This window comes from Arthrobacter sp. SE2 (assembly GCF_058244265.1).
In genome coordinates this window covers 28,912-48,717 of the sequence record NZ_JBZAYA010000022.1, presented here as the reverse complement: position 1 = coordinate 48,717, position 19,806 = coordinate 28,912, and the positions used below count along the sequence as shown (strand labels likewise).

At 63.1% G+C, this 19,806-nt stretch carries 20 protein-coding genes; 11 read left to right on the top strand and 9 right to left on the bottom strand.

Translation table 11 applies throughout. From position 1 onward, the window contains the following. Positions 1 to 2: 2 nt before the first annotated feature. Positions 3 to 1,577, bottom strand: a complete 1,575-nt coding sequence (locus AC4CS3_RS21135) for a serine/threonine-protein kinase (RefSeq protein WP_490785075.1) — start codon at positions 1,575 to 1,577, stop codon at positions 3 to 5. A gap of 193 nt (positions 1,578 to 1,770) precedes the next feature. On the opposite strand from AC4CS3_RS21135, the gene lipB reads away from it, so the two are divergent. The 3 genes from lipB (at position 1,771) to AC4CS3_RS21120 (ending at position 4,309) form a co-directional block, all read left to right on the top strand. Beyond that, positions 1,771 to 2,439: a lipoyl(octanoyl) transferase LipB gene (lipB, locus tag AC4CS3_RS21130; RefSeq protein ID WP_269993404.1), complete on the top strand. Its 669-nt coding sequence runs from the start codon at positions 1,771 to 1,773 to the stop codon at positions 2,437 to 2,439. Beyond that, positions 2,436 to 3,455 (top strand): lipoyl synthase, encoded by a 1,020-nt coding sequence (gene lipA, locus AC4CS3_RS21125; RefSeq protein WP_437773224.1) that lies wholly within the window; start codon positions 2,436 to 2,438, stop codon positions 3,453 to 3,455. Before lipB ends, lipA begins: the two co-directional genes overlap by 4 nt. A gap of 89 nt (positions 3,456 to 3,544) precedes the next feature. Continuing rightward, positions 3,545 to 4,309: a DUF4191 domain-containing protein gene (locus AC4CS3_RS21120; RefSeq protein WP_236816957.1), complete on the top strand. Its 765-nt coding sequence runs from the start codon at positions 3,545 to 3,547 to the stop codon at positions 4,307 to 4,309. 66 nt (positions 4,310 to 4,375) lie between these two features. Here the strand turns inward: AC4CS3_RS21120 and AC4CS3_RS21115 are convergent, their stop codons facing one another. Next, positions 4,376 to 4,813 (bottom strand): RDD family protein, encoded by a 438-nt coding sequence (locus tag AC4CS3_RS21115; RefSeq protein WP_490785074.1) that lies wholly within the window; start codon positions 4,811 to 4,813, stop codon positions 4,376 to 4,378. A 319-nt stretch (positions 4,814 to 5,132) separates the two neighbouring features. Here AC4CS3_RS21115 and glnA point away from each other — a divergent pair, with 319 nt between their 5' ends. From glnA to AC4CS3_RS21100, 3 genes are all read left to right on the top strand, one after another. Then, a complete protein-coding gene (gene glnA, locus AC4CS3_RS21110) occupies positions 5,133 to 6,557 on the top strand; it encodes a type I glutamate--ammonia ligase (protein WP_234753877.1) in 1,425 nt (474 codons plus the stop codon). Positions 6,558 to 6,657: 100 nt separating this feature from the next. Next, a complete protein-coding gene (locus tag AC4CS3_RS21105; RefSeq protein ID WP_490785073.1) occupies positions 6,658 to 6,969 on the top strand; it encodes a hypothetical protein in 312 nt (103 codons plus the stop codon). Between the two features lie 376 nt (positions 6,970 to 7,345). Next, positions 7,346 to 7,606: a hypothetical protein gene (locus AC4CS3_RS21100; RefSeq protein WP_490785072.1), complete on the top strand. Its 261-nt coding sequence runs from the start codon at positions 7,346 to 7,348 to the stop codon at positions 7,604 to 7,606. Between the two features lie 7 nt (positions 7,607 to 7,613). Here the strand turns inward: AC4CS3_RS21100 and AC4CS3_RS21095 are convergent, their stop codons facing one another. The 3 genes from AC4CS3_RS21095 to AC4CS3_RS21085 are packed head-to-tail and all read right to left on the bottom strand — an operon-like array spanning position 7,614 to position 12,547. After that, positions 7,614 to 8,135, bottom strand: a complete 522-nt coding sequence (locus AC4CS3_RS21095) for a GNAT family N-acetyltransferase (RefSeq protein ID WP_490785071.1) — start codon at positions 8,133 to 8,135, stop codon at positions 7,614 to 7,616. A gap of 50 nt (positions 8,136 to 8,185) precedes the next feature. Next, positions 8,186 to 11,197, bottom strand: a complete 3,012-nt coding sequence (locus AC4CS3_RS21090) for a bifunctional [glutamine synthetase] adenylyltransferase/[glutamine synthetase]-adenylyl-L-tyrosine phosphorylase (RefSeq protein ID WP_490785070.1) — start codon at positions 11,195 to 11,197, stop codon at positions 8,186 to 8,188. A 9-nt stretch (positions 11,198 to 11,206) separates the two neighbouring features. After that, entirely contained in the window at positions 11,207 to 12,547 is a 1,341-nt protein-coding gene (locus AC4CS3_RS21085; protein ID WP_234753871.1) for a glutamine synthetase family protein, read from the bottom strand. Between the two features lie 190 nt (positions 12,548 to 12,737). On the opposite strand from AC4CS3_RS21085, the gene panB reads away from it, so the two are divergent. Next, a complete protein-coding gene (gene panB, locus AC4CS3_RS21080; protein WP_490785069.1) occupies positions 12,738 to 13,649 on the top strand; it encodes a 3-methyl-2-oxobutanoate hydroxymethyltransferase in 912 nt (303 codons plus the stop codon). Between the two features lie 12 nt (positions 13,650 to 13,661). On the opposite strand, the gene AC4CS3_RS21075 is transcribed toward panB, so the two are convergent. Continuing rightward, a complete protein-coding gene (locus AC4CS3_RS21075; RefSeq protein ID WP_345446838.1) occupies positions 13,662 to 13,826 on the bottom strand; it encodes an SPOR domain-containing protein in 165 nt (54 codons plus the stop codon). Positions 13,827 to 13,941: 115 nt separating this feature from the next. Between AC4CS3_RS21075 and map the strand changes: the two genes are divergently transcribed. From map to AC4CS3_RS21060, 3 genes are all read left to right on the top strand, one after another. Continuing rightward, positions 13,942 to 14,820, top strand: a complete 879-nt coding sequence (map, locus tag AC4CS3_RS21070) for a type I methionyl aminopeptidase (protein ID WP_490785068.1) — start codon at positions 13,942 to 13,944, stop codon at positions 14,818 to 14,820. Positions 14,821 to 14,892: 72 nt separating this feature from the next. Further along, a complete protein-coding gene (gene ppgK / locus AC4CS3_RS21065; protein ID WP_272909619.1) occupies positions 14,893 to 15,696 on the top strand; it encodes a polyphosphate--glucose phosphotransferase in 804 nt (267 codons plus the stop codon). 16 nt (positions 15,697 to 15,712) lie between these two features. Further along, a complete protein-coding gene (locus AC4CS3_RS21060; protein WP_490785067.1) occupies positions 15,713 to 16,471 on the top strand; it encodes an SDR family oxidoreductase in 759 nt (252 codons plus the stop codon). A 50-nt stretch (positions 16,472 to 16,521) separates the two neighbouring features. Here the strand turns inward: AC4CS3_RS21060 and nrdR are convergent, their stop codons facing one another. The 3 genes from nrdR to AC4CS3_RS21045 form a co-directional block, all read right to left on the bottom strand. After that, the gene (nrdR, locus tag AC4CS3_RS21055) at positions 16,522 to 17,034 is read right to left on the bottom strand and encodes a transcriptional regulator NrdR (protein WP_234753861.1); all 513 of its coding nucleotides are present in this window, start codon (positions 17,032 to 17,034) and stop codon (positions 16,522 to 16,524) included. 170 nt (positions 17,035 to 17,204) lie between these two features. Continuing rightward, positions 17,205 to 18,578, bottom strand: coding sequence for a histidinol dehydrogenase (gene hisD, locus AC4CS3_RS21050; RefSeq protein ID WP_490785066.1), 1,374 nt, complete (start codon positions 18,576 to 18,578; stop codon positions 17,205 to 17,207). Positions 18,579 to 18,587: 9 nt separating this feature from the next. Further along, complete coding sequence (locus tag AC4CS3_RS21045; protein WP_490785065.1) at positions 18,588 to 19,139, bottom strand: hypothetical protein; 552 nt, start codon at positions 19,137 to 19,139, stop codon at positions 18,588 to 18,590. A 158-nt stretch (positions 19,140 to 19,297) separates the two neighbouring features. On the opposite strand from AC4CS3_RS21045, the gene AC4CS3_RS21040 reads away from it, so the two are divergent. Then, the gene (locus tag AC4CS3_RS21040; protein ID WP_441414828.1) at positions 19,298 to 19,756 is read left to right on the top strand and encodes a flavin reductase family protein; all 459 of its coding nucleotides are present in this window, start codon (positions 19,298 to 19,300) and stop codon (positions 19,754 to 19,756) included. The last annotated feature ends 50 nt before the right edge of the window (positions 19,757 to 19,806 follow it).

The following is a 19,806-nucleotide window of genomic DNA, read 5'->3' as shown; positions in this document are numbered from 1 at the left end:
GCTTAAGACTGCCTTGCCAGGATCTCCGTGATCCTCCACGCGTCCTCGCCACGCAGGAGAACCACCCTGAGTTCCTGTGGTTCGCCCCGGGGACGCGCTCCGACTACCTTCCCTGAGGCGTCCCGTTCTTCATAGGCGGACGTTTCCGCCGTGATATTGACTGTTGCCCGGTCCGGGCTGGGAGGGCCCTCCACGCTCACGCTGGTCAAGGTCGTGGAAAAGCCGGCGAGAACCAAGCCGGCGCCGATCAATTCGTCCCTGAGCTTCCCATCCGAGGCGGCGGCCGCCGAGCCCTGCACATTGACGTGGTCCAGGAGCTCGAACTTGCCGGAACTCAACGCTGTGTCCCGGATCGCCGATAGTCCCCTAATGGCTTCCTCGGGGTTTGTGGATCGGATCCGGCTCCACAGCCCCGCGGGAACCTCAACCGCCGCTGGGACTTCGCCGAGGACGGTCTGAGGCGCCGAAGCGGAGGCCTCGGCTCGCGGTCCCCGATCGCCAGTCCACCACCCTGTGCCAGCCAACCACACCGCGGCTACTGATCCGGCGCCCACGATTATCCCGACGGCGAGCACAACGGACGCCGCCCGCCGTCGTACGGAAAGCGGCGCAACCGCCCGCCGGCGCCTGCGTCCCACCTCCGGACGGCGGAAGCTGAAAAGCGCCGCGATGCGGGCTTGCATTGAGCGAGGACCGCAAGCCCGACGCCGGGTCATCAGTTCCGGAACAACAGCCGCGTGCACCGAAGCCGAAAGGTCCACGGCTTCCGGCGCGGCGCTCCGGTAGACCGCGACACCCAATTCGGCCGCGGAGGGGCGCTGGTGTCCATCCGGATGAAGCCCGGCCTCGATCGCAACAGCCAGGGCGGTAGGGACCGCGGGTACCAGGAGTGTCAGGGGCGGCCTGCGTGCCGCAGTGTCCGGGGCAGAACCGGTGAGGCAATACCAGCCAAGGGCAGCGAGGGAGTAGGTATCCCGCTGCGGCTGGAGTTCCGCGCTCCCCCGGACAACCGGATAGGGATCCACGAATCCGGGAGTTCCGGACTCCGGGACCCCGGAAGCGTCCCCCACCACGCGGGAAATGCCCATGTCCGACAGGAGCGGCTTCCCTTGGGCAGTGAAGAGCACATTGCCGGGCGAAACATCGGAATGTGTCATGCCTTGGCGATGCAGATAGGCCAATGCCTGCGCGAGCGGCGTCAGGATAGTCACCGTCTCACCCACGCCAAGACGCCCCCTGCTGGACACCAACTGCCCGAGGGATCCCCCGGGGGCGTAGTCCATGACCACGCCCAAGCCGCCGTCGAAGGACCCTGCCAACTCAACGACGCCGTGGACGTTGACGAGGTGCTCATGGTCCAGCCTGGACAGAAGCCGTACCTCACGGAGCACCGATGACTTCGCCTCGCCCGGATTCACCGTCGCCGGCCTCCGGCCAAGGCATTTTACGGCGAAATTGCTCCGCGACCGCTGCTCCGTTGCGAGCCACACCGTGGCGCTCCCGCCGCGCCCCAGCTCACGGACCGGAACAAAGCCTGGGATCAAAGGTTCGGAAGGTTCGATCCCCTGGGAAGGCATGTCCCCCTTATGGTCCCGACCACTCTCGCCGGGCGAAAAAGTCTCCATGCCTCAACAAATACAGGAAATCGCGGATTGCCGCAGAAGTTATCCACAGGCCCTGGGGGCCGCGGCCCCGCAAGCAGGCCGAGTACGACTGAGAGCTTGGCCACAAAATCATGGCGTACGTCCAGCGGGGTCTAAGCTTGTCCCCATGACTCTTGAGTTTTCACAGCTGGGTCTTGCCCCGGATTTCGTTGACTACATGCAGGGCTGGGATATCCAGCGCGAACTCCACAACAAGGTTGTTGCCGGCGAGAAACCGAGCACCGTCCTGCTCCTTGAACATGCCGCGGTGTACACGGCTGGCAAGCTCACGGAGGACCACGAGCGCCCGTTTGACGGAACGCCGGTCGTACCGGTGGACCGTGGCGGCAAGTTGACCTGGCACGGACCGGGACAGCTCATTGCCTACCCCATCCTCAAGCTGAAGAACCGCGCCGGGATCCGTGACTACGTCGAGCGCCTCGAAGCCGTCATGATCGCAATCATGGAGGACTACGGGATCAAAGCCACGCGGGTCAAGGGCCGGGCCGGAGTCTGGGTCCTCGCCGACGACAAGGGCCCGGACCGCAAGATTGCGGCAATCGGCATCCGTGTCCTCGACGGCGTCACCATGCACGGCGTGGCCATCAACTGCAGCAACGATCTCGCTCCCTACGCGCAGATCATCGCGTGCGGCATCACCGACGCCAGCGTCACCACCATGTCCATTGAGACCGGCAGGACCATCAACCCGGCCGACATTGCCGAGCGCTTCATCGAAGAGTTCCGCAAGCACGAAGAAGCACTCGTATCCAGCCCCGAAGGAGCACTCCAGTGACCCTGGCACCTGAAGGCCGTAAGCTGCTGCGCGTTGAACAGCGCAATAAAGCCGTCCCGGTCGAACGCAAGCCCGAGTGGATCAAAGCCAAGGTCCAGATGGGCCCTGAATTCGTGGGCCTGAAGAACCTCGTGAAAAAAGAAGGCCTGCACACCGTGTGCGAGGAAGCCGGCTGCCCGAACATCTTCGAGTGCTGGGAAGACAAGGAAGCGACCTTCCTGATCGGCGGCTCCGAATGCACCCGCCGCTGCGACTTCTGCCAGATCGACACCGGCAAACCCTCCCCCGTGGACATGTTCGAACCCACCAAGGTCGCCCGCTCCGTCCAGGCCATGGCCCTGCGCTACGCCACCGTCACCGGCGTCGCCCGCGACGACCTGGAAGACGAAGGCGTCTGGCTCTACGCCGAAACCGTCCGCAAGATCCACGAACTGAACCCCGGCACCGGCGTCGAACTGCTCATCCCCGACTTCTCCGGCAAACCCGAACACATCCAAGCGATCTGCGACTCCGCCCCGGAGGTCTTCGCGCACAACGTCGAAACCGTGCCCCGGATCTTCAAACGCATCCGCCCCGCGTTCCGCTACGACCGCTCCCTGGACGTCATCACCCAGGGCCGGGCCGCCGGCATGGTGACCAAATCCAACCTGATCCTGGGCATGGGCGAAACCCGCGAAGAGATCTCCGAAGCCCTGGCCGACCTGCACGCCGCGGGCTGTGACCTGATCACCATCACCCAGTACCTGCGCCCCTCCGAACGGCACCTGCCCGTGGACCGCTGGGTCAAACCCCAGGAATTCGTCGACCTCGCCACCGAAGCCGAGGAAATCGGCTTCCTCGGCGTCATGTCCGGCCCCCTGGTCCGCTCCTCCTACCGCGCCGGACGCCTCTGGGCCACCGCGATGCGCAAAAAAGGCCGAGAAATCCCCGCCCACCTGGCCCACATCGCCGAAGGCATCCAGGACTCCGGCACCACCCGCCAGGAAGCACGCACCCTCCTCGCACACCACGCGTAGCACGTCCGCTAAAGCACGGTCAAAGGACCGGACCCCGGACAAATCCGGCGTCCGGTCCTTTGGCATAAATCACGTAGAATTAAGGCACTATGGCGAAATCCCCTGATCCCAGCAACTCGACAACATCGGCTGCCGACGCTCCCAAACGCGGCTTGTTTTCCCGCAAGCCCAAGGAAGCCAAGGCCAAGAAGCCGAGCCAGCTGAAGCAGATCGGCGAGGTCTTCAAGATGACCCGCCGCAATGACCCCATCGTCGTGTGGCTCATGCTTCTGGCGTTCCTTGGCGTCATTGCTGTCAGCCTCGTCGTCGGGCTCCTCCTGAACAACTGGGTCACAGGCCTGATCATCGGCATCCCCTTGGGCCTGCTGGCAGCTGTCTTCATCCTGTCGCGCCGCGCGGAACGTGCGGCCTTCGCACAGATTGAGAACCAGCCCGGAGCTTCCGGTGCGGCTTTGGGGACCCTGCGCCGCGGCTGGATCACCGAGGATCAGCCGGTCGCCGTCAACCCGCGCACCCAGGACGCTGTCTTCCGCGCCATCGGCCGTCCCGGCGTCGTGCTGGTCAGCGAAGGACCATCGCACCGCGTCAAGCCCCTGGTTGACGCCGAGCGCAAGAAGCTCGCACGTATCCTGCCGAACGTCACCATTCACGTGATCGAAAGCGGCCGTGGCGAAGGCCAGGTGCCCATCAGCCAGATCGCAAAGACCATGAACAAATACAAGAACGAGCTCACCAAGGTTGAGGTCGGTGCTGTCAGCAAGCGGATCTCTTCTCTAGGCAACCGCCTGCCGATCCCCAAGGGCATCGACCCCTACAAGGCACGGCCTGACCGCAAGGCAGCACGCGGACGCTAACCAACACGAAAGCCGCCCGTTCCTGGAATCTCCGGGAGCGGGCGGCTTTTTTGTCTGCGTAGAAAGTTACATCCGAATGAGGATTGTGTTCATGGCTCTGTCATGGAGTCCGCGCTGGTCGGGATCGAAAACAACCGCGGGAATCACCAGGCACAGGAGGATCGTCCTGGCCAAGGCAGCCAGGGGTCCTGCCTGTGCTCCCCCGAGCCGTACTACGTGGATGCCGGCAACCCGGTGTCCGATGCTATAGCCCAGCGTGCCGATGAGAAGGATCTGCTCCACGGCAAACACGGCAAGCGTCGCCCACTGGTTGCCCCCGAAGGCAAAGTTGCTGATCACCAGGGCAATGACCCAGTCAATGCAGATTGCCAGGATGCGACGGCCGGCCCGGGCCATCGAGCCGGGGCCGGACTCCGGCAGGCCGAGCCGTGCTCCCGGGTACTTGGAGATTCCGGACGTGTCCGGCCCTGTGAGCCATGAACCAATATCTTTACGATCAACCACGCTTCAAGCTTACGGCTTCACCAAGGGATGGTTGGCGGCGGCGGTCGCGGGTGGTGGATCGTTCACAGTGTCCACAAGGAAACAGACACACAGGCGTAAGACATAGACTGGCACTGCAGTAGACCAGTAGCGTTTACACGGCAGGCAGTTCTGTAACCTGCTCGAAACAATACCGACACTCCGGGGAAATCCCATTTCCCTATGGTTGGAGAAGTTGCTAGCCGCCGCATCAGGGATACTTTTTTGTTTCCCTGCTTTCGGTTTGCGCTGGACCAGACGGCCCGAGGGGCCTGTTACCTGTTATGCGTTAGGAGCATAGATGTTCAAGACTGCGGACGAAGTCCTCAAGTTCATCAAAGACGAAGATGTTAAATTCGTCGATATCCGCTTCACCGATCTTCCGGGCGTCCAGCAGCACTTCAATGTGCCGGCCAAGAGCGTTGACGCTGACTTCTTTGTCAACGGCCAGCTCTTTGACGGATCTTCCATCCGCGGTTTCCAGGGCATCGCCGAGTCCGACATGCAGCTCATCCCGGACGTAACCACGGCCTTCATCGACGCCTTCCGCATCGAGAAGACCCTCGCGCTGAACTTCTCCATCGTGAACCCGCGCACTGGCGACCCGTACCACCGCGACCCCCGCGGCGTTGCCGAAAAGGCCGAGGCTTACCTGGCCTCCACCGGCATTGCGGACACGGCATTCTTTGCTCCCGAAGCCGAGTTCTACGTCTTCGACAACGTCCAGTTCGAATCCTCCCCGCAGGGTTCCTTCTACAAGGTCGACTCGATTGAAGCCCCTTGGAACACGAGCCGCGAAGAAGAAGGCGGAAACCTCGGTTACAAGACCCCCTTCAAGGGCGGTTACTTCCCGGTATCGCCGGTTGACCACCAGGCTGACCTCCGCGACGCCATGTGCCTCGCCCTGGACGAAGCAGGCCTCGAAGTCGAGCGCTCGCACCACGAAGTCGGCGCCGCTGGCCAGGCTGAGATCAACTACAAGTTCACCACTCTGGTGCACGCTGCCGACGACCTGCAGAAGTTCAAGTACGTCATCAAGAACACCGCGTGGGAGTACGGCAAGTCCGTAACCTTCATGCCGAAGCCGATTTTCGGTGACAACGGCTCGGGCATGCACTGCCACCAGTCCCTCTGGAGCAACGGCGACCCGCTGTTCTACGACGAGAAGGGCTACGCCGGACTGTCCGACACCGCACGCTGGTACATCGGCGGCCTGTTGAAGCACTCCTCTGCTGTGCTCGCCTTCACCAACCCCACGGTCAACTCCTACCGCCGTCTGGTCAAGGGCTTCGAAGCTCCGGTCAACATGGTGTACTCGCAGGGCAACCGCTCCGCCGGCATCCGCATCCCGATCACAGGCTCCAACCCGAAGGCCAAGCGCATCGAGTTCCGCGCTCCGGACGCCGCGTCCAACCCGTACCTGGCGTTCTCCGCCCAGCTCATGGCTGGCATCGACGGCATCCGCAACCGCATCGAGCCCCCGGCTCCGATCGACAAGGACCTGTACGAACTGCCCGCCGAGGAAGCCAAGGACATCCCCAAGGCTCCGGGCTCCCTTGAGGAAGCCCTCGAGGCACTGCGCGAGGACAACGAGTTCCTGCAGGCCGGCGGCGTCTTCACCCAGGACCTGATCGACACCTGGATCGAGTACAAGTACGAGTACGAGATTCGTCCGCTGTCGCTGCGCCCGAACCCCTACGAGTTCGAGCTCTACTACGGCGTCTAGCAACACCGCACGAGGCAAATGAAGGGCCACGGTTCATTTTGTGAACTGTGGCCCTTTTCCTTTTAACGTCCCTGACTCGAGTCCACAAAAAAGAACGGCTGTGTCCGATAAGACACAGCCGTTCTTTGGTAAAGGCCCGGGATCGCCGGGGCCGGACCCCCGATTTTTCCTACACCCGCCGGCGCCCGCTAATCAACCTGAAGAGGAAGACGATAATCGCCAAGACTATCAGTATCGGGGCGATCCAAAGAAGGAATCCCAGGGCCTTGACAGTTCCGCCAATGATAAAGAAAACGATCGCGATGACCGCGACGATTCCGAGGATGACATTCATGATGTACCTTCCGTTTCAGTCGTAAACATTCTGATGATTGCCTTTATCGCTGTGCAAACCTCAGCAACCTTACTGTAAGTAAGCTTATTATCCCAATCGGCCAAGACCCACCTTCCCCGCCTGACCCTCGCTCACATATAGCCGCTCTTCCTGAACCCCCGCTCACATATAACGGTTCTCCCCCAATCCCCCGCTCACAAAAAATAGGTAACCTGCCCACCTTGAAGTCATGACTGCAGGAGCGTTGACCAGATGGACGGCGCAAGTGAGCGAGCGTCCCGCCAAGCACCGATATAAGTGGGCGAGCGTCCCGCCAAACGCCCATATAAGTGAGCGAGCGTCCGTGCCCTGTCGCCGCCGTGGACGTCGTGGTACGTTCAGCGTGATCAGGATGCTCAAGAGAGTCCTCATCCCTTCCGGCTCCTGACGCAACTACTCAAAGCGGAGGCATACGATGACAACCTTGATGATCTTCCATGAGGTCGATGACGTTGAGCACTGGCTCAGCTCACCCAAACGGGAAGAACTCTTCGGGCCCCTGGGCTTCACTGTTCGAACGTTCGTCGACCCGGGAAAAACCAACCGCGTTGGTTTGATAGTCGAAGTCCCGGATATGGAAACGTTCCAGCGAATGATGGAGTCCGAAGCGGCGGCCGAGGCGATGAAATTCGATGGCGTGCGCCCGGAGACCATCCTGACGCTCGTCGAGCCCTAGTTACGGCTTAGTCGCCGAAACCCCGGTACATCGTCCATTGCGGACCGGCGGAACCACCCAGGTATCTGCCTGTCTGGAGAAAACCCGCCTTTGCGTACGCGGCTTTGGCGGCGGGATTGCGTTCGTTGACTGAAAGTACGACGCCGGTCTGCCCGCCGCCCAGCCTCGCTGTCAGCTTCTTCGCTTCCCGGGCAGCAGCGGCAGCCGACAGGGAGCCCAGGCCCCTCCCTTGGCGCGTCTGGTCGATCAGGAAGCCACGCAGGAGCCAGGCCGAATCGTCGTCGGGCCATCCCGCCAAGGTCGCGGCACCGGCCTGCAGGGTGAATACTCCGACGGCGGCACCGGCCGCTTCGATCACGTACGGCAGGCGGCTTTCATCTTCGAGGCCCATGAGCATCATCTTGAACGGGTCCCCGACAAAGTCTTCCTGCCCCGCGGCCAATTCCATCACTGCGACGTCGCCGAGCGTGATGGCGCGGGCATCGTCGTCGAGATCCTTCAAAGGAATGAGCCACACGGTTTCCAGCATCCTTCGAGCTTAGCGCCCTCCGCCCTCCGCAGGGACGGCTGGAATCGAGCTCACTGGCCGTAGAAGTCCTTCTCAAACACGGCCCGGGTCCGCCGGCTCAGGCGCAGATAATCTTCCTCGAACACCGAGGCTTGCCCAGGAGCGTAACCACACCATCTGGCAACGGCCTCGAGATCCCTGCGGGAGGCAGGGAGGACATCGGAGGCGCGCCCGGTGCAAATCACATTCGCCGAGCGGATGCGGCTCGCGAGCCGCCAGGCTTCGCGAAGCAACACGATGTCGCTCCTGTCGATCAAGCCCAACGACTCAATCGCGTCGAGGGCCTGCAGCGTGGAAGTCGTCCGGAGTTGCGGATGCTTCCCTGCGTGTTGGAGCTGGAGCAGCTGCACAAGCCATTCGACGTCACTGAGTCCGCCCCTGCCGAGCTTTACATGCCTGGCCGGATCGGCGTTTCTCGGGAGCCGTTCGGACTCGACGCGTGCCTTGACGCGTCGGATCTCACGTACATCTGTCTCCGCGAGCGATTCCGGGTAACGGATCGGGTTGATGAGCCGGAGGAACTCCGCGGCCAAATCGTCGTTGCCGGCCATTGGCTGGGCCCGCAACAGCGCCTGGGCTTCCCAGATGAGGGACCACCGCCGGTAGTATTCCGCGTATGACTCGAGGGAACGGACCATGGCCCCGCTCTTCCCCTCGGGACGCAGATCGGCGTCGACACTAAGGACCCGCTCCGCCTGGATGGCCGGTTTGAGGGGTTGGGTCAGCAAGGTGGAAATGTGCCCCACGATGGCAAGTGCTTGTTGCTGGGCTTCGGATTCACTCGCCCCGGGAAGAGCGCGATGGACGTACATGACGTCGGCGTCGGAGCCGTAGCCGATCTCGCGTCCGCCTTGCCTACCCATGGCAACCACCAACACCTGAGTCTTGAGGGGTCCATCGGAACCCACGATGGCCTCGGCGACGTGCAAGGCGCCCAGAACCGCGGCCCGGTCGGCATCGGCCAATGCCGCGCCCACCGCATCTTGTTCCAGGAGGCCTGAGCTGTCTGCGATGGCGATCCGGAGGATTTCCCGGCGCCGGATGAGCCGGATGAGCCGCATCGCGTTCGCGGGATCGGCGTGGCGCGACATCTTGGACTGGATTTCCTGCCACTGCGCTTCGAAGCTAAGCGGCATGAGTTCCTTGTCGGCACCAAGCCACGCAACGGATTCCGGGGAAACCTCCAGGAGATCGGCGATCAACCGCGAGTTGGAGAGCACGTGGCAAAGCCGCTCGGCCGCCGCTTGCGAGTCCCGGAGCATCCCGAGATACCAATGGGTCGTTCCGAGGGTTTCGCTGACGCGGCGGAAGGCGAGCAGTCCGGCGTCGGGGTCTACACCTTCGGCGAGCCAGCCGAGAAGGATGGGAAGCAGTTGCCGCTGCAGCGCGGCGCGGCGGCTGACCCCCGCGGTGAGGGCCTCGATGTGGCGCATGGCCCCTTGCGGGTCACGGTAACCGAGTGCTGCAAGCCGGCCTTGGGCGGCCTCCGGAGTGAGCCGGGCGTCTTCGGTGCTCAGCTTCGCGGCAGTGTTGAGCAGCGGCCGGTAGAAGATCCGATCGTGCAGTTCGCGAACGGAGCGTTTGGTCTTCTGCCAGGTTTCGATCAGGGCGTCCGGATGCGGCCTGCCCGTTGAAAAGGGCCCCAGGACGGCCTTTGCGAGGAACCGCAAAGACTCCTGGCTCGTAGGCATGAGGTGGGTACGGCGCATCTGGAACAACTGGATGCGGTGCTCAAGAACCCGCAGATAGCGGTAGGCGGCGTCGAAGGCAGCGGCGTCCACACGGCCGATGTAGCCACCCGCGGAAAGCGCGGATATCGCCGACGTCGTGTCCCGGCACCGGAGTGTTTCATCGGACTTTCCGTGGACGAGTTGCAGGAGCTGCACCGTGAACTCGACATCGCGCAGGCCGCCGGGACCGAGTTTGATCTGGCGCTGTTCTTCCGCCGGAGCGATGTTGTTCGTCACCCTGCGGCGCATCGCCTGCACCGATTCCACGAATCCTTCCCGGCCGGCCGAAGCCCACACGAGCGGTTGGACGGCCTGCTCGTAACGCGAACCCAGATCCTTGTCTCCCGCGATGGTCCGCGCCTTGAGGAGTGCCTGGAACTCCCAGCTTTCAGCCCACTTCGCGTAGTAGCTCAAGTGTGAGGGCAACGTCCTGACGAGGGGACCCGATTTCCCCTCGGGCCGCAGGTTCGCGTCGACCTCCCACAGCCCGGGTTCGGATCCCGTGGACGAAATGGCACGGGAGATTCCGGTCGCCAAGGCTGTACCGATGGTCGCAGCCTTGGCGTCCTCCAGGTCCGGCGCCTCGATCACGTAGATGACGTCGACGTCGGAAATGTAGTTGAGCTCCCGGGCCCCGCACTTGCCCATGCCGATGACGGCCAGCCCGACGCCGGCAATATCGGCAGGATCGAAAGTCGCCGCGGCTTCTGCCCTGGCAACCGCCAGTGCCGCCTCTATCGCCGCACCGGCGAGGTCGGCCAATTCGGCGCCGACGGCCGGCATGAAGTCCTGGGGACTGGCGGCGCAGAGATCCTTAATGGCCAGTTCGGTCAGCCCGCGCCGGTAAGCCGTCCGGAGGGCGGTGTAGGCACTGGCCCCCGTCATCGCTGCAACGGGACGTGGAGAGCTGGGGTCCGCCTTCACCGATCGGAGCAGCTTCGTCCGAAGCTCACGGGGGTCGGCGGACAAGGGCTCCGGGCTGACGCGGACATCAAAGACGTCCAGGTGTTCCGGATGCCTGATCAGGAACTCCCCCAAGGCCTCGGAGGCCCCCAGCAAGCGGTAAAGCGGCTCGCTGCGATCCGGGTGCTCCCCCGCGAGCTGCCTGAGTGAGGGATGCTTCTCAATCAAACGGACGAGCGACTGGAGCGCGGTGTCCGGGTTGGCGCTCAGGTGCAGGCCGGCAAAGATCGTCTCCTGCTCGATGCCGTCGAGTTCACGCGCGGCAAGGAACCGTTCACCCTTTTCAAGATCGCTGAAACCGGCCGAGATGAGCCGGCGGGCCAGGCTCACACTCACAGCCTAGAGAATGCCGAGATTGCGCTTGAGCTCGTAAGGCGTGACCTGGAGCCGGTAGTCCTGCCATTCCGCACGCTTGTTGCGCAGGAAGTGGTCAAAGACCTGTTCGCCGAGGATGTCTGCTACGAGTTCCGAATCCTCCATGGCGCGGATGGCATCGTGGAGGCTGGCCGGAAGCGGAGTGTGACCCATCGCCTTGCGCTCGGCCGTGGTCAGCGACCAAACATCGTCTTCCGCGGCGGCCGGAAGATCGTAACCCTCCTCGATGCCTTTGAGCCCGGCACCCAGCAATACGGCGTAGGCGAGGTACGGGTTGGTGGCGGAGTCAATCCCGCGGTATTCGATCCGCGCGGACTGGCCCTTGCCCGGCTTGTAGAGCGGCACACGAACCAGGGCGGAGCGGTTGTTGTGGCCCCAACTCAGGTAGCTCGGCGCTTCGCCGCCGCCCCAGAGGCGCTTGTACGAATTGACGAACTGGTTGGTGACTGCGGTGAATTCCGGCGCGTGGTGCAGGATACCGGCAATGAACTGGCGCGCGGTCTTGGACAACTGGAATTCCGCGCCGGCCTCGTAGAAGGCATTGGTGTCGCCCTCGAACAGCGAGAAGTGCGTGTGCATGCCTGAGCCCGGGTGGTCCGTGAAGGGCTTGGGCATGAACGTGGCGTAGGTGCCCTGCTGCAGGGCCACTTCCTTGATGACCGTGCGGAAGGTCATGATGTTGTCGGCCGTCTGGAGCGCGTCCGCGTACCGGAGATCAATCTCGTTCTGGCCGGGTCCGCCTTCGTGGTGGCTGAACTCCACGGAGATGCCCACGGATTCAAGCATGGTGACGGCCGTACGACGGAAGTCCTGTGCCACGCCGCCGGGCACGTGATCGAAGTAGCCGCCCTCGTCAACCGGTACAGGAACGCCGTTGGCGTCGAGGTCCTGGGACTTGAGGAGGTAGAACTCGATTTCAGGATGTGTGTAGCAAGTGAAACCCATGTCAGCGGCCTTGGCGAGGGTGCGCTTGAGCACGTTGCGGGGGTCGGCGGCCGACGGCTCGCCGTCGGGGGTCAGGATGTCGCAGAACATCCTGGAGGTCTGCTCCGTTTCACCGCGCCACGGGAGGATCTGGAACGTGGAGGGGTCCGGCTGGGCCAGCATGTCGGATTCGAACACCCTTGCGAGGCCCTCGATAGCCGAGCCATCGAAACCCAGACCTTCTTCGAAGGCGCCTTCCACTTCCGCCGGCGCAAGCGCCACCGATTTCAGGGAACCGACGACGTCGGTAAACCACAAGCGTACGAAGCGCACATCACGCTCTTCGATAGTTCGCAGAACGAACTCTTGCTGGCGGTCCATGGGGCCTCATTTCCGGGTTAATGTCCATGCCGCGGGTTCGGGGTACGAAGCCGACGACAACTCAGCATTCACTCTACTAAGCATTGGCCCGGATTGGCTGCACCCCCGGTTCGCGTAACACAGCGTTTACAAATGTGAGGCTCCTCATGCGCCGGTGGCTAGGACGGCCGGTACCGCATACGCTCTATTCATGGCCCCAAGCAACAGTTCCGATTCCAGCATGCCCGCCGAAATTCCTGCGCCTTACGGAACCGGACCTGCCGCTGCAGGTTCCGGGGCTTCAGCGGTTGCTTCAACGCCGAAGCCCGCCGCCCGGATCCGCACCCATCACCTGCAACAGGCCAAGGCCAAGGGTGAGCGCTTTGCGATGTTGACCGCCTACGAGCAATACACGGCTGAAATTTTCGACCAGGCCGGCATCGAGGTGTTGCTGATCGGCGATTCGGCCTCCAACAACGTCTTCGGGAACGAAACCAGCCTCCCGGTGACCGTCGACGAACTCCTCCCCTTGTGTCGCGCAGTGGCCCGATCCGCCAAGCGTGCCTTGGTTGTGGCCGATCTTCCCTTCGGCAGCTACGAAGTGTCTCCGGAACAGGCAGTGGCAACAGGCGTGCGCTTCCTGAAGGAAGGCCTGGCACACGCCGTCAAGATCGAAGGCGGCGCGTTCTATGCGGGAACCGTGCGGGCCATGGTCCAGGCAGGCATTCCCGTCATGGCGCACATCGGCTTCACGCCCCAGAGTGAACACTCGCTGGGCGGCTACCGCGTCCAGGGCCGGGGAGATGACGCCGAGCGCCTCGTCGAAGACGCCGTTGCCCTCGCAAATGCCGGAGCGTTCTGTGTACTCATGGAGATGGTTCCCGCGGAAACCGCGGCCGCCGTCGATGCAGCCATTGACGTGCCGACTATCGGAATCGGCGCAGGCAACGCAACCACGGGACAGGTCCTGGTGTGGCAGGACATGGCCGGACTGCGCGGCGGCAAGATGGCCAAGTTCGTCAAGCAATATGCGGATCTGCGCACCACCCTGAGCGAAGCAGCGAAGGCGTACGCAGACGACGTCAGGTCCGGCCAGTTCCCAGGCCCGGAACACTCCTTCTAGGAGGACACAACTTCAGTCCTCCTCGTCCTTGTCCCAGGCTTCGTTGCGGGCCTTGACCTTTTCGAGGGCATGCTCGGCTTCCTCGCGGGTCTTGTAAGGACCGATCAACTGGGACCAGTCGGACAACGCGTCCTCTTCGATTTGGTGTGTCTGAACGTTGTACCAGAACTCCGCCACGGTTTCTCCTTTGCGAATCCCGCCGTAAGCTCGGCGGGGCCGGTTGCCCTTCGTGCGGGCCGATATTTAGCTACTCAGTTACTTGCGTCTCGTGCGTCCCTTATATGATCAATCTATGCCTTCTCCCGCTTTGACCGCACCCATCGGCACGCTCACCCGTGGAACCGTCAGCCCACAGCTGCCGGTACCGGCGTCCATCCCGCGCCCGGAGTACGTCGGCAAGCCAGGACCGGCCAAGTTCACCGGTTCAGAGGTCAAATCGGCGGAAACCATCGAGAAGATCCGCATCGCCAGCAAAATCGCGGCCCAGGCGATCGTCGAGGTCGGCAAGCACATCGAGCCGGGGGTCACGACGGACCAGCTGGACCGGATCGGCCACGAGTTCATCCTGGACCACCACGCCTACCCGTCAACCCTTGGCTACCGGGGCTTCCCCAAGTCCCTGTGCTCCTCGCTCAACGAGGTCATCTGCCATGGCATTCCGGACAGCACCGTCGTCCAGGACGGCGACATCCTGAACATCGACATCACGGCCTACATCAACGGCGTCCACGGAGACACGAACTACACCTTCCTGGTGGGAGACGCCGACGACGAGTCGCGGCTTCTCGTTGAACGTACCCGGGAGTCGCTCAACCGGGCCATCAAAGCCGTAGCGCCGGGCCGCGAAATCAACGTGATCGGCCGGGCTATCCAGTCCTACGCGAAACGTTTCGGCTACGGCGTGGTCCGCGACTTCACCGGCCACGGCGTCGGCGAGGCCTTCCACACGGGCCTGATCATCCCGCACTACGACGCCGCGCCGGCCTACAACACGGTCATCGAAGCCGGCATGGTCTTTACGATTGAACCCATGCTCACCCTCGGAACGATCGAGTGGGACATGTGGCCCGATGAATGGACCGTAGTCACCCGCGACCACAAGCGGACCGCGCAATTCGAACACACCCTGTTGGTCACCGAGACCGGCGCCGAAATCCTGACTCTTCCTTAAGCTCGCCGGAAGGTCACCTGCAGCCGTTCGTGCTGCGACATGCCCACCCCTCCTGCCATGAACGGAAACGCATTGACCAAGAAGGATGAGAAGATCCACAAGAACGGCCCGCTGATCGGCATCGACGTCGGTGGCACCGGCATCAAGGGCGGCATCGTCGATCTCAAAAAGGGCAAGCTGCTCGGGGACCGCCTTCGTATCCCGACGCCGCAGCCCGCCACTCCCGAAGCCGTCGCCGAAGTGATCGCACAGATCGTCGAAGAATTGTCGGCCCGCGAAGATGCACCCGCCAAGGGTTCGCCCGTGGGAGTCACGTTCCCCGGAATCATCCAGCACGGCGTAGTCCGCTCCGCCGCCAACGTGGACAAGTCCTGGCTCGACACCGACATTGATTCGCTGCTCACCAAGCGATTGGACCGTCCCGTCGAGGTCATCAACGACGCCGACGCAGCCGGACTCGCTGAAGCCCGCTACGGCGCGGGCGAAGGCGTCGACGGCACGGTCCTGGTCATCACACTCGGCACAGGCATCGGCTCAGCCTTCATCTTCAACGGGCACCTCGTGCCCAACGCCGAGCTCGGCCACCTCGAAGTGGACGGCCACGACGCCGAAACGAAGGCATCCGCCGTGGCCCGTGAACGCGACGGCTTGAGCTGGGAAGAGTACAGTGTGCTGCTGCAGCGCTATCTTTCCCACGTCGAGTTCCTGTTCTCCCCGGAACTCTTCATCATCGGTGGCGGTATTTCGAAGCGTTCGGACGAATACTTCCCCCACCTGAATCTGCGGACCCGCATCGTCACCGCGGAACTGAAGAACGACGCCGGAATCGTGGGGGCCGCGCTTGACGTCGCCCTCCACCACAAGCTCGCCAAGTAGCACGGGAACCTTCCGGATGGGCGACGGCGTGCCCGACGTCGCGATTGTCACGGGCGCGAGCCGGGGCATCGGCGCTGCCATAGCCCTCAGGGCAGCGGCAGCGGGGTACGCCGTCGTCGTCAACTACGCCAAGGACTCCGACGGCGCACGGAACGTTGCAGCGGAAATCCAGGCCAATGGCGGAACGGCCTGTAGCGTACAGGCCGACGTCAGCGACCCCTCGCAGGTTATCGCGCTCTTCGACGCTGCGGCCTCCTTAGGCAGGGTCACCGCGGTGGTTAACAACGCCGGCATCACGGGCAACCTCATCGGCAATCTCATTGATGTGCCGAGCGAAACGATCCGCCGCGTCATGGACGTCAACGTCAACGGATTGATCTTCGTCTGCCAGGAAGCTGTTCGACGCTTATCCACCGAGAGCGGCGGCCCGGGCGGCTCCATTGTCAACGTTTCCTCGACCGCGACCAAAGCGGGTTCACCCGGCACGTGGGCGCACTACGCTGCGAGCAAGGGCGCTGTTGACGTCCTGACGGTTGGCCTCGCGTCCGAAGTAGCGAAACAGGGTATCCGGGTGAATTCCGTGGCGCCCGGAAGCACCAACACGGGATTGCACGCGGCCGCTGGGATGCCCGACCGTGTGGAACGGCTCAACCCGGGGATCCCCATGGGCCGGGGCGCAGAACCTGATGAGGTGGCCGCCGCCGTGTTGTGGTTGATGTCCGACGACGCCGGTTACATCACCGGAGCCGTACTGCCGGTCTCGGGCGGACGATAGAAGTGATGCCGGTGGTGGCTGCGGCTTCCCCTCCGCTGCCACCACCGGAGCTAGATGGGGCTCTTCTCGGAGCTCTTGCCCTTGGCGATTTTCGCCGCATTCTCGGCCGCTGCGCTTTCGGCTTCGTGGCGGAGCAGCGAAATGGCCGATTCGAAGTCCTCAAGCGATTCGAAGGCCTGGTAAACGCTGGCAAATCGCAAGTAGGCGACTTCGTCGAGTTTCTGGAGTGGTCCCAGGATGGCCAGGCCGACCTCGTGGGCGTCGATTTCAGCCGCACCGGAAGATCGGATATTTTCCTCGACTTCCTGGGCCAGCATCGCGAGGTCGTCCTCAGTCACGGGACGCCCCTGGCAGGCCTTCCGAACGCCGTTGATGATCTTGATCCGGCTGAAGGGCTCTCCCACGCCGGAGCGCTTGATGACAGAAAGGCTTGTGGTCTCCACGGTGGTGAACCGGCGTCCGCACTCGGGGCACTGACGCCGACGGCGGATGGCTGAGCCGTCGTCGGCCATTCGACTGTCCACAACGCGTGAGTCGGGGTTTCGGCAGAACGGACAATACACGCTGGGCCTCCCCTGTTTGGTTCCGGCACCCCTGTCCCACGGCGGAATCGGCCGGGGACGCAAACTGGTGCCGGAAGTTTGACTTCCGGCACCAGTTTACGGCTACATAAGGCCTAATGACAAGACTGTAATTACTATATGTAGTGGTTGTTACCCATACATGTAGTGGTTTAGGGCCCCGCGAAACGAATCTTGACGGCGTCGCCGTGGCCGGGAAGGTCTTCGGCGTCGGCGAGGCTCACGATGTGTTTGCTGACTTGTTCCAAGGCAGCCTTGTCGTAGTTGATCACCTGGACGGCGCGAAGGAATGTTGTCACGTTCAGTCCGGAAGAGAAGGCTGCTGTACCGCTCGTGGGCAAAACGTGGTTGGAGCCTGCGCAGTAGTCTCCGAGGCTGACCGGGCTGTAGTCCCCTACAAAAATCGCGCCAGCGTTGCGGATCCTTGCGGCCACCGCGGCCGCTTCCGCCGTCATGATTTCCAAATGTTCTGCCGCGTACGCATCGCAGACCGCAATGCCCTGCTCGATATCGTCTACCAGCACCACGCCTGACTGTGGGCCCGACAATGCCGTGGTGACTCGCTCACCGTGCTTCGTGGTTCCTGCCTGCACCGCTAGTTCCCGCTGCACTGCGGAGGCGAGTTCCTCGGAATCGGTGATAAGGACAGACGCCGCCTTGGGGTCGTGCTCGGCCTGGCTGATGAGGTCCGCAGCCACGAGCTCCGGACGGGCGGAAGCATCAGCCAAGATGGCGATCTCGGTAGTGCCGGCCTCGGAGTCGATCCCCACGACGCCTTTCACAAGCCGCTTGGCGGTGGCGACGAAGATGTTTCCGGGACCGGTCACGACGTCCACGGGCTCGATGGGCTGATCGTCGGCAGCCCCGGGGATACCGTAGGCAAAGGAAACAATCGCCTGGGCCCCTCCGATGGCATACACCTCGTCAATGCCGAGCAAAGCGGCCGCGGCCAGGATGGTGGGGTGGGGCAAGCCTCCGAAGTCCTTCTGGGGCGGAGACGCCAAAGCGATCGAGGCGACCCCGGCAGCCAGCGCCGGAACGACGTTCATGATCACCGACGACGGGTAGACGGCCAGGCCGCCGGGAACATACAGTCCCACTCGGCTCACCGGCACCCAGTTCTGGCTGACGACGGCGCCGTCCCCCAGTTCCACATCGACGTTCGCGGGCCGTTGGCCGTCAGCAAAGCGCCGGGCACGGCTGATGGATTCCTCTAGGGCCGCGCGGACTGACGGATCCAGGTTCTCAAGGGCTTCAGCAAGGGCGGCGGCCGGCACGCGCGGGTGGGACTGCTCCACGCCGTCGAACGCCAGCGCGAACTCCCCGAGCGCCTCGAAGCCGCGGGAACGGACGGCGGCAATGATATCCAGGACTTTTTGCTCGGCGTCCGCCATGGTCTGATGCTTCGCCCGGGGCACCACGGCACGCAGCTCCGCCAGGGTCAGGGATCGTCCGCGCAAGTCAATGCGGCGGAAGTCCAGGGACTGGGCGGCGGTTTCGGCAGGATTCTCCGGAGAAATGGTCACCAGATCATTTTACGGGTCGAGCGGCGGTGCCTCCTGCTGCTTTCCCATCAAGCTGAAAAGAGTCAGGAGGAATGTCACAAGGGCCGTCGCTCCCGGCCACAGCAGGAGTGCCGTCGCCGACCGCAACGAGAAGCCGTCGGTTCCGCTTGAGGCGGGACCCCACCAGTGCGCGGCCAGCAACCCCACCTGCCAAGCCACCAAGGCCCCCACCGCGCCACCTAGGACTGCCAGGAACGTGCGGATGCCTTGGCCCGGCTTCCGGACCTTGCTGTCGAGCAGGACTGCCGTGAAGCAGCCGGAAAGCAGCAGAAGCCCGGCCAGGACCAAGTCCCTCGGGAGCCGCCCCGCCGAGGTAGTGGGATCGGCGAGGGCAGGATTTCCGGAGACCACGTTGAGGCCGCCGGGAGCCAATAGCCACCATGCAAGACCCAGCCCGATTCCCGATGCGGCAGGCACGGCGAGCCATAGCCACCTTTTGCGGTGACGCGTGTCCGTACCCGTGCCCGGGTCCGTGTCCCTCGTCGGACCGGAGTCGAGAAGGTTCGATGTTGGCTTCGTCATGACACAAACATTAACAAACGTTTCTGGAGGCTCAACAAGGAAGCGCCGGGCCGGGCAGCGGAATACGCTGAATCCACCAGCGTTATTACCACTAGCTCACGCAGGAGATCGGCAAAGTGGCCTCGGACAATTCGGCTTTTGAAGCGACATTCAAGCAAATGTTCCGCCGGCATGCCGCGGGGGTGGCCATCATCACTGCCGACCTCAACGGTAAGCCTTTCGGCTTCACGGCGACGTCCGTGGCTTCGCTGTCGGCCGAGCCGCCACGCTTCACGTTCAACATGTCCCGCAGTTCCAGTTCCTGGCCGGCGGTGGCGAATTCGACGTATATCGGCCTGCACATGCTCGGCCTTGAGAACCAGGCCCTCGCAGACCGCTTCGCCCGCACCCAGGAACGGTTTGAGGGCGATCACTGGGAACCGGGCCCTTTCGATGTCCCCATCCTCAAGAACGTCGCCGGCTGGTTGATCGGCAAGATCCAGATGCGCCTGTCCTTCGAAAACAACGCGATCGTAGTGGTGGAGGTTGTCGACGGACTGGTCGGCGAGGAGGATACTCCCCTGCTTTACCATTCGGGTTCCTACGGCCAGCCGGTTCCGATCGATTATGAGATCTAGTTAAGGCAGGAGATCCAGCGTCACCGGCGGCTGTTCAGGAAGCTGGGCTC

Coding starts and splice junctions, on each gene's coding strand:
- AC4CS3_RS21135 (WP_490785075.1), bottom strand. CDS start 1,577: ATGCCTTCCCAGGGGATCGAACCTTCCGAACCTTTGATCCCAGGCTTT.
- lipB (WP_269993404.1), top strand. CDS start 1,771: ATGACTCTTGAGTTTTCACAGCTGGGTCTTGCCCCGGATTTCGTTGAC.
- AC4CS3_RS21120 (WP_236816957.1), top strand. CDS start 3,545: ATGGCGAAATCCCCTGATCCCAGCAACTCGACAACATCGGCTGCCGAC.
- glnA (WP_234753877.1), top strand. CDS start 5,133: ATGTTCAAGACTGCGGACGAAGTCCTCAAGTTCATCAAAGACGAAGAT.
- AC4CS3_RS21100 (WP_490785072.1), top strand. CDS start 7,346: ATGACAACCTTGATGATCTTCCATGAGGTCGATGACGTTGAGCACTGG.
- AC4CS3_RS21095 (WP_490785071.1), bottom strand. CDS start 8,135: ATGCTGGAAACCGTGTGGCTCATTCCTTTGAAGGATCTCGACGACGAT.
- AC4CS3_RS21085 (WP_234753871.1), bottom strand. CDS start 12,547: ATGGACCGCCAGCAAGAGTTCGTTCTGCGAACTATCGAAGAGCGTGAT.
- panB (WP_490785069.1), top strand. CDS start 12,738: ATGGCCCCAAGCAACAGTTCCGATTCCAGCATGCCCGCCGAAATTCCT.
- map (WP_490785068.1), top strand. CDS start 13,942: ATGCCTTCTCCCGCTTTGACCGCACCCATCGGCACGCTCACCCGTGGA.
- AC4CS3_RS21060 (WP_490785067.1), top strand. CDS start 15,713: ATGGGCGACGGCGTGCCCGACGTCGCGATTGTCACGGGCGCGAGCCGG.
- AC4CS3_RS21045 (WP_490785065.1), bottom strand. CDS start 19,139: ATGACGAAGCCAACATCGAACCTTCTCGACTCCGGTCCGACGAGGGAC.
- AC4CS3_RS21040 (WP_441414828.1), top strand. CDS start 19,298: ATGTTCCGCCGGCATGCCGCGGGGGTGGCCATCATCACTGCCGACCTC.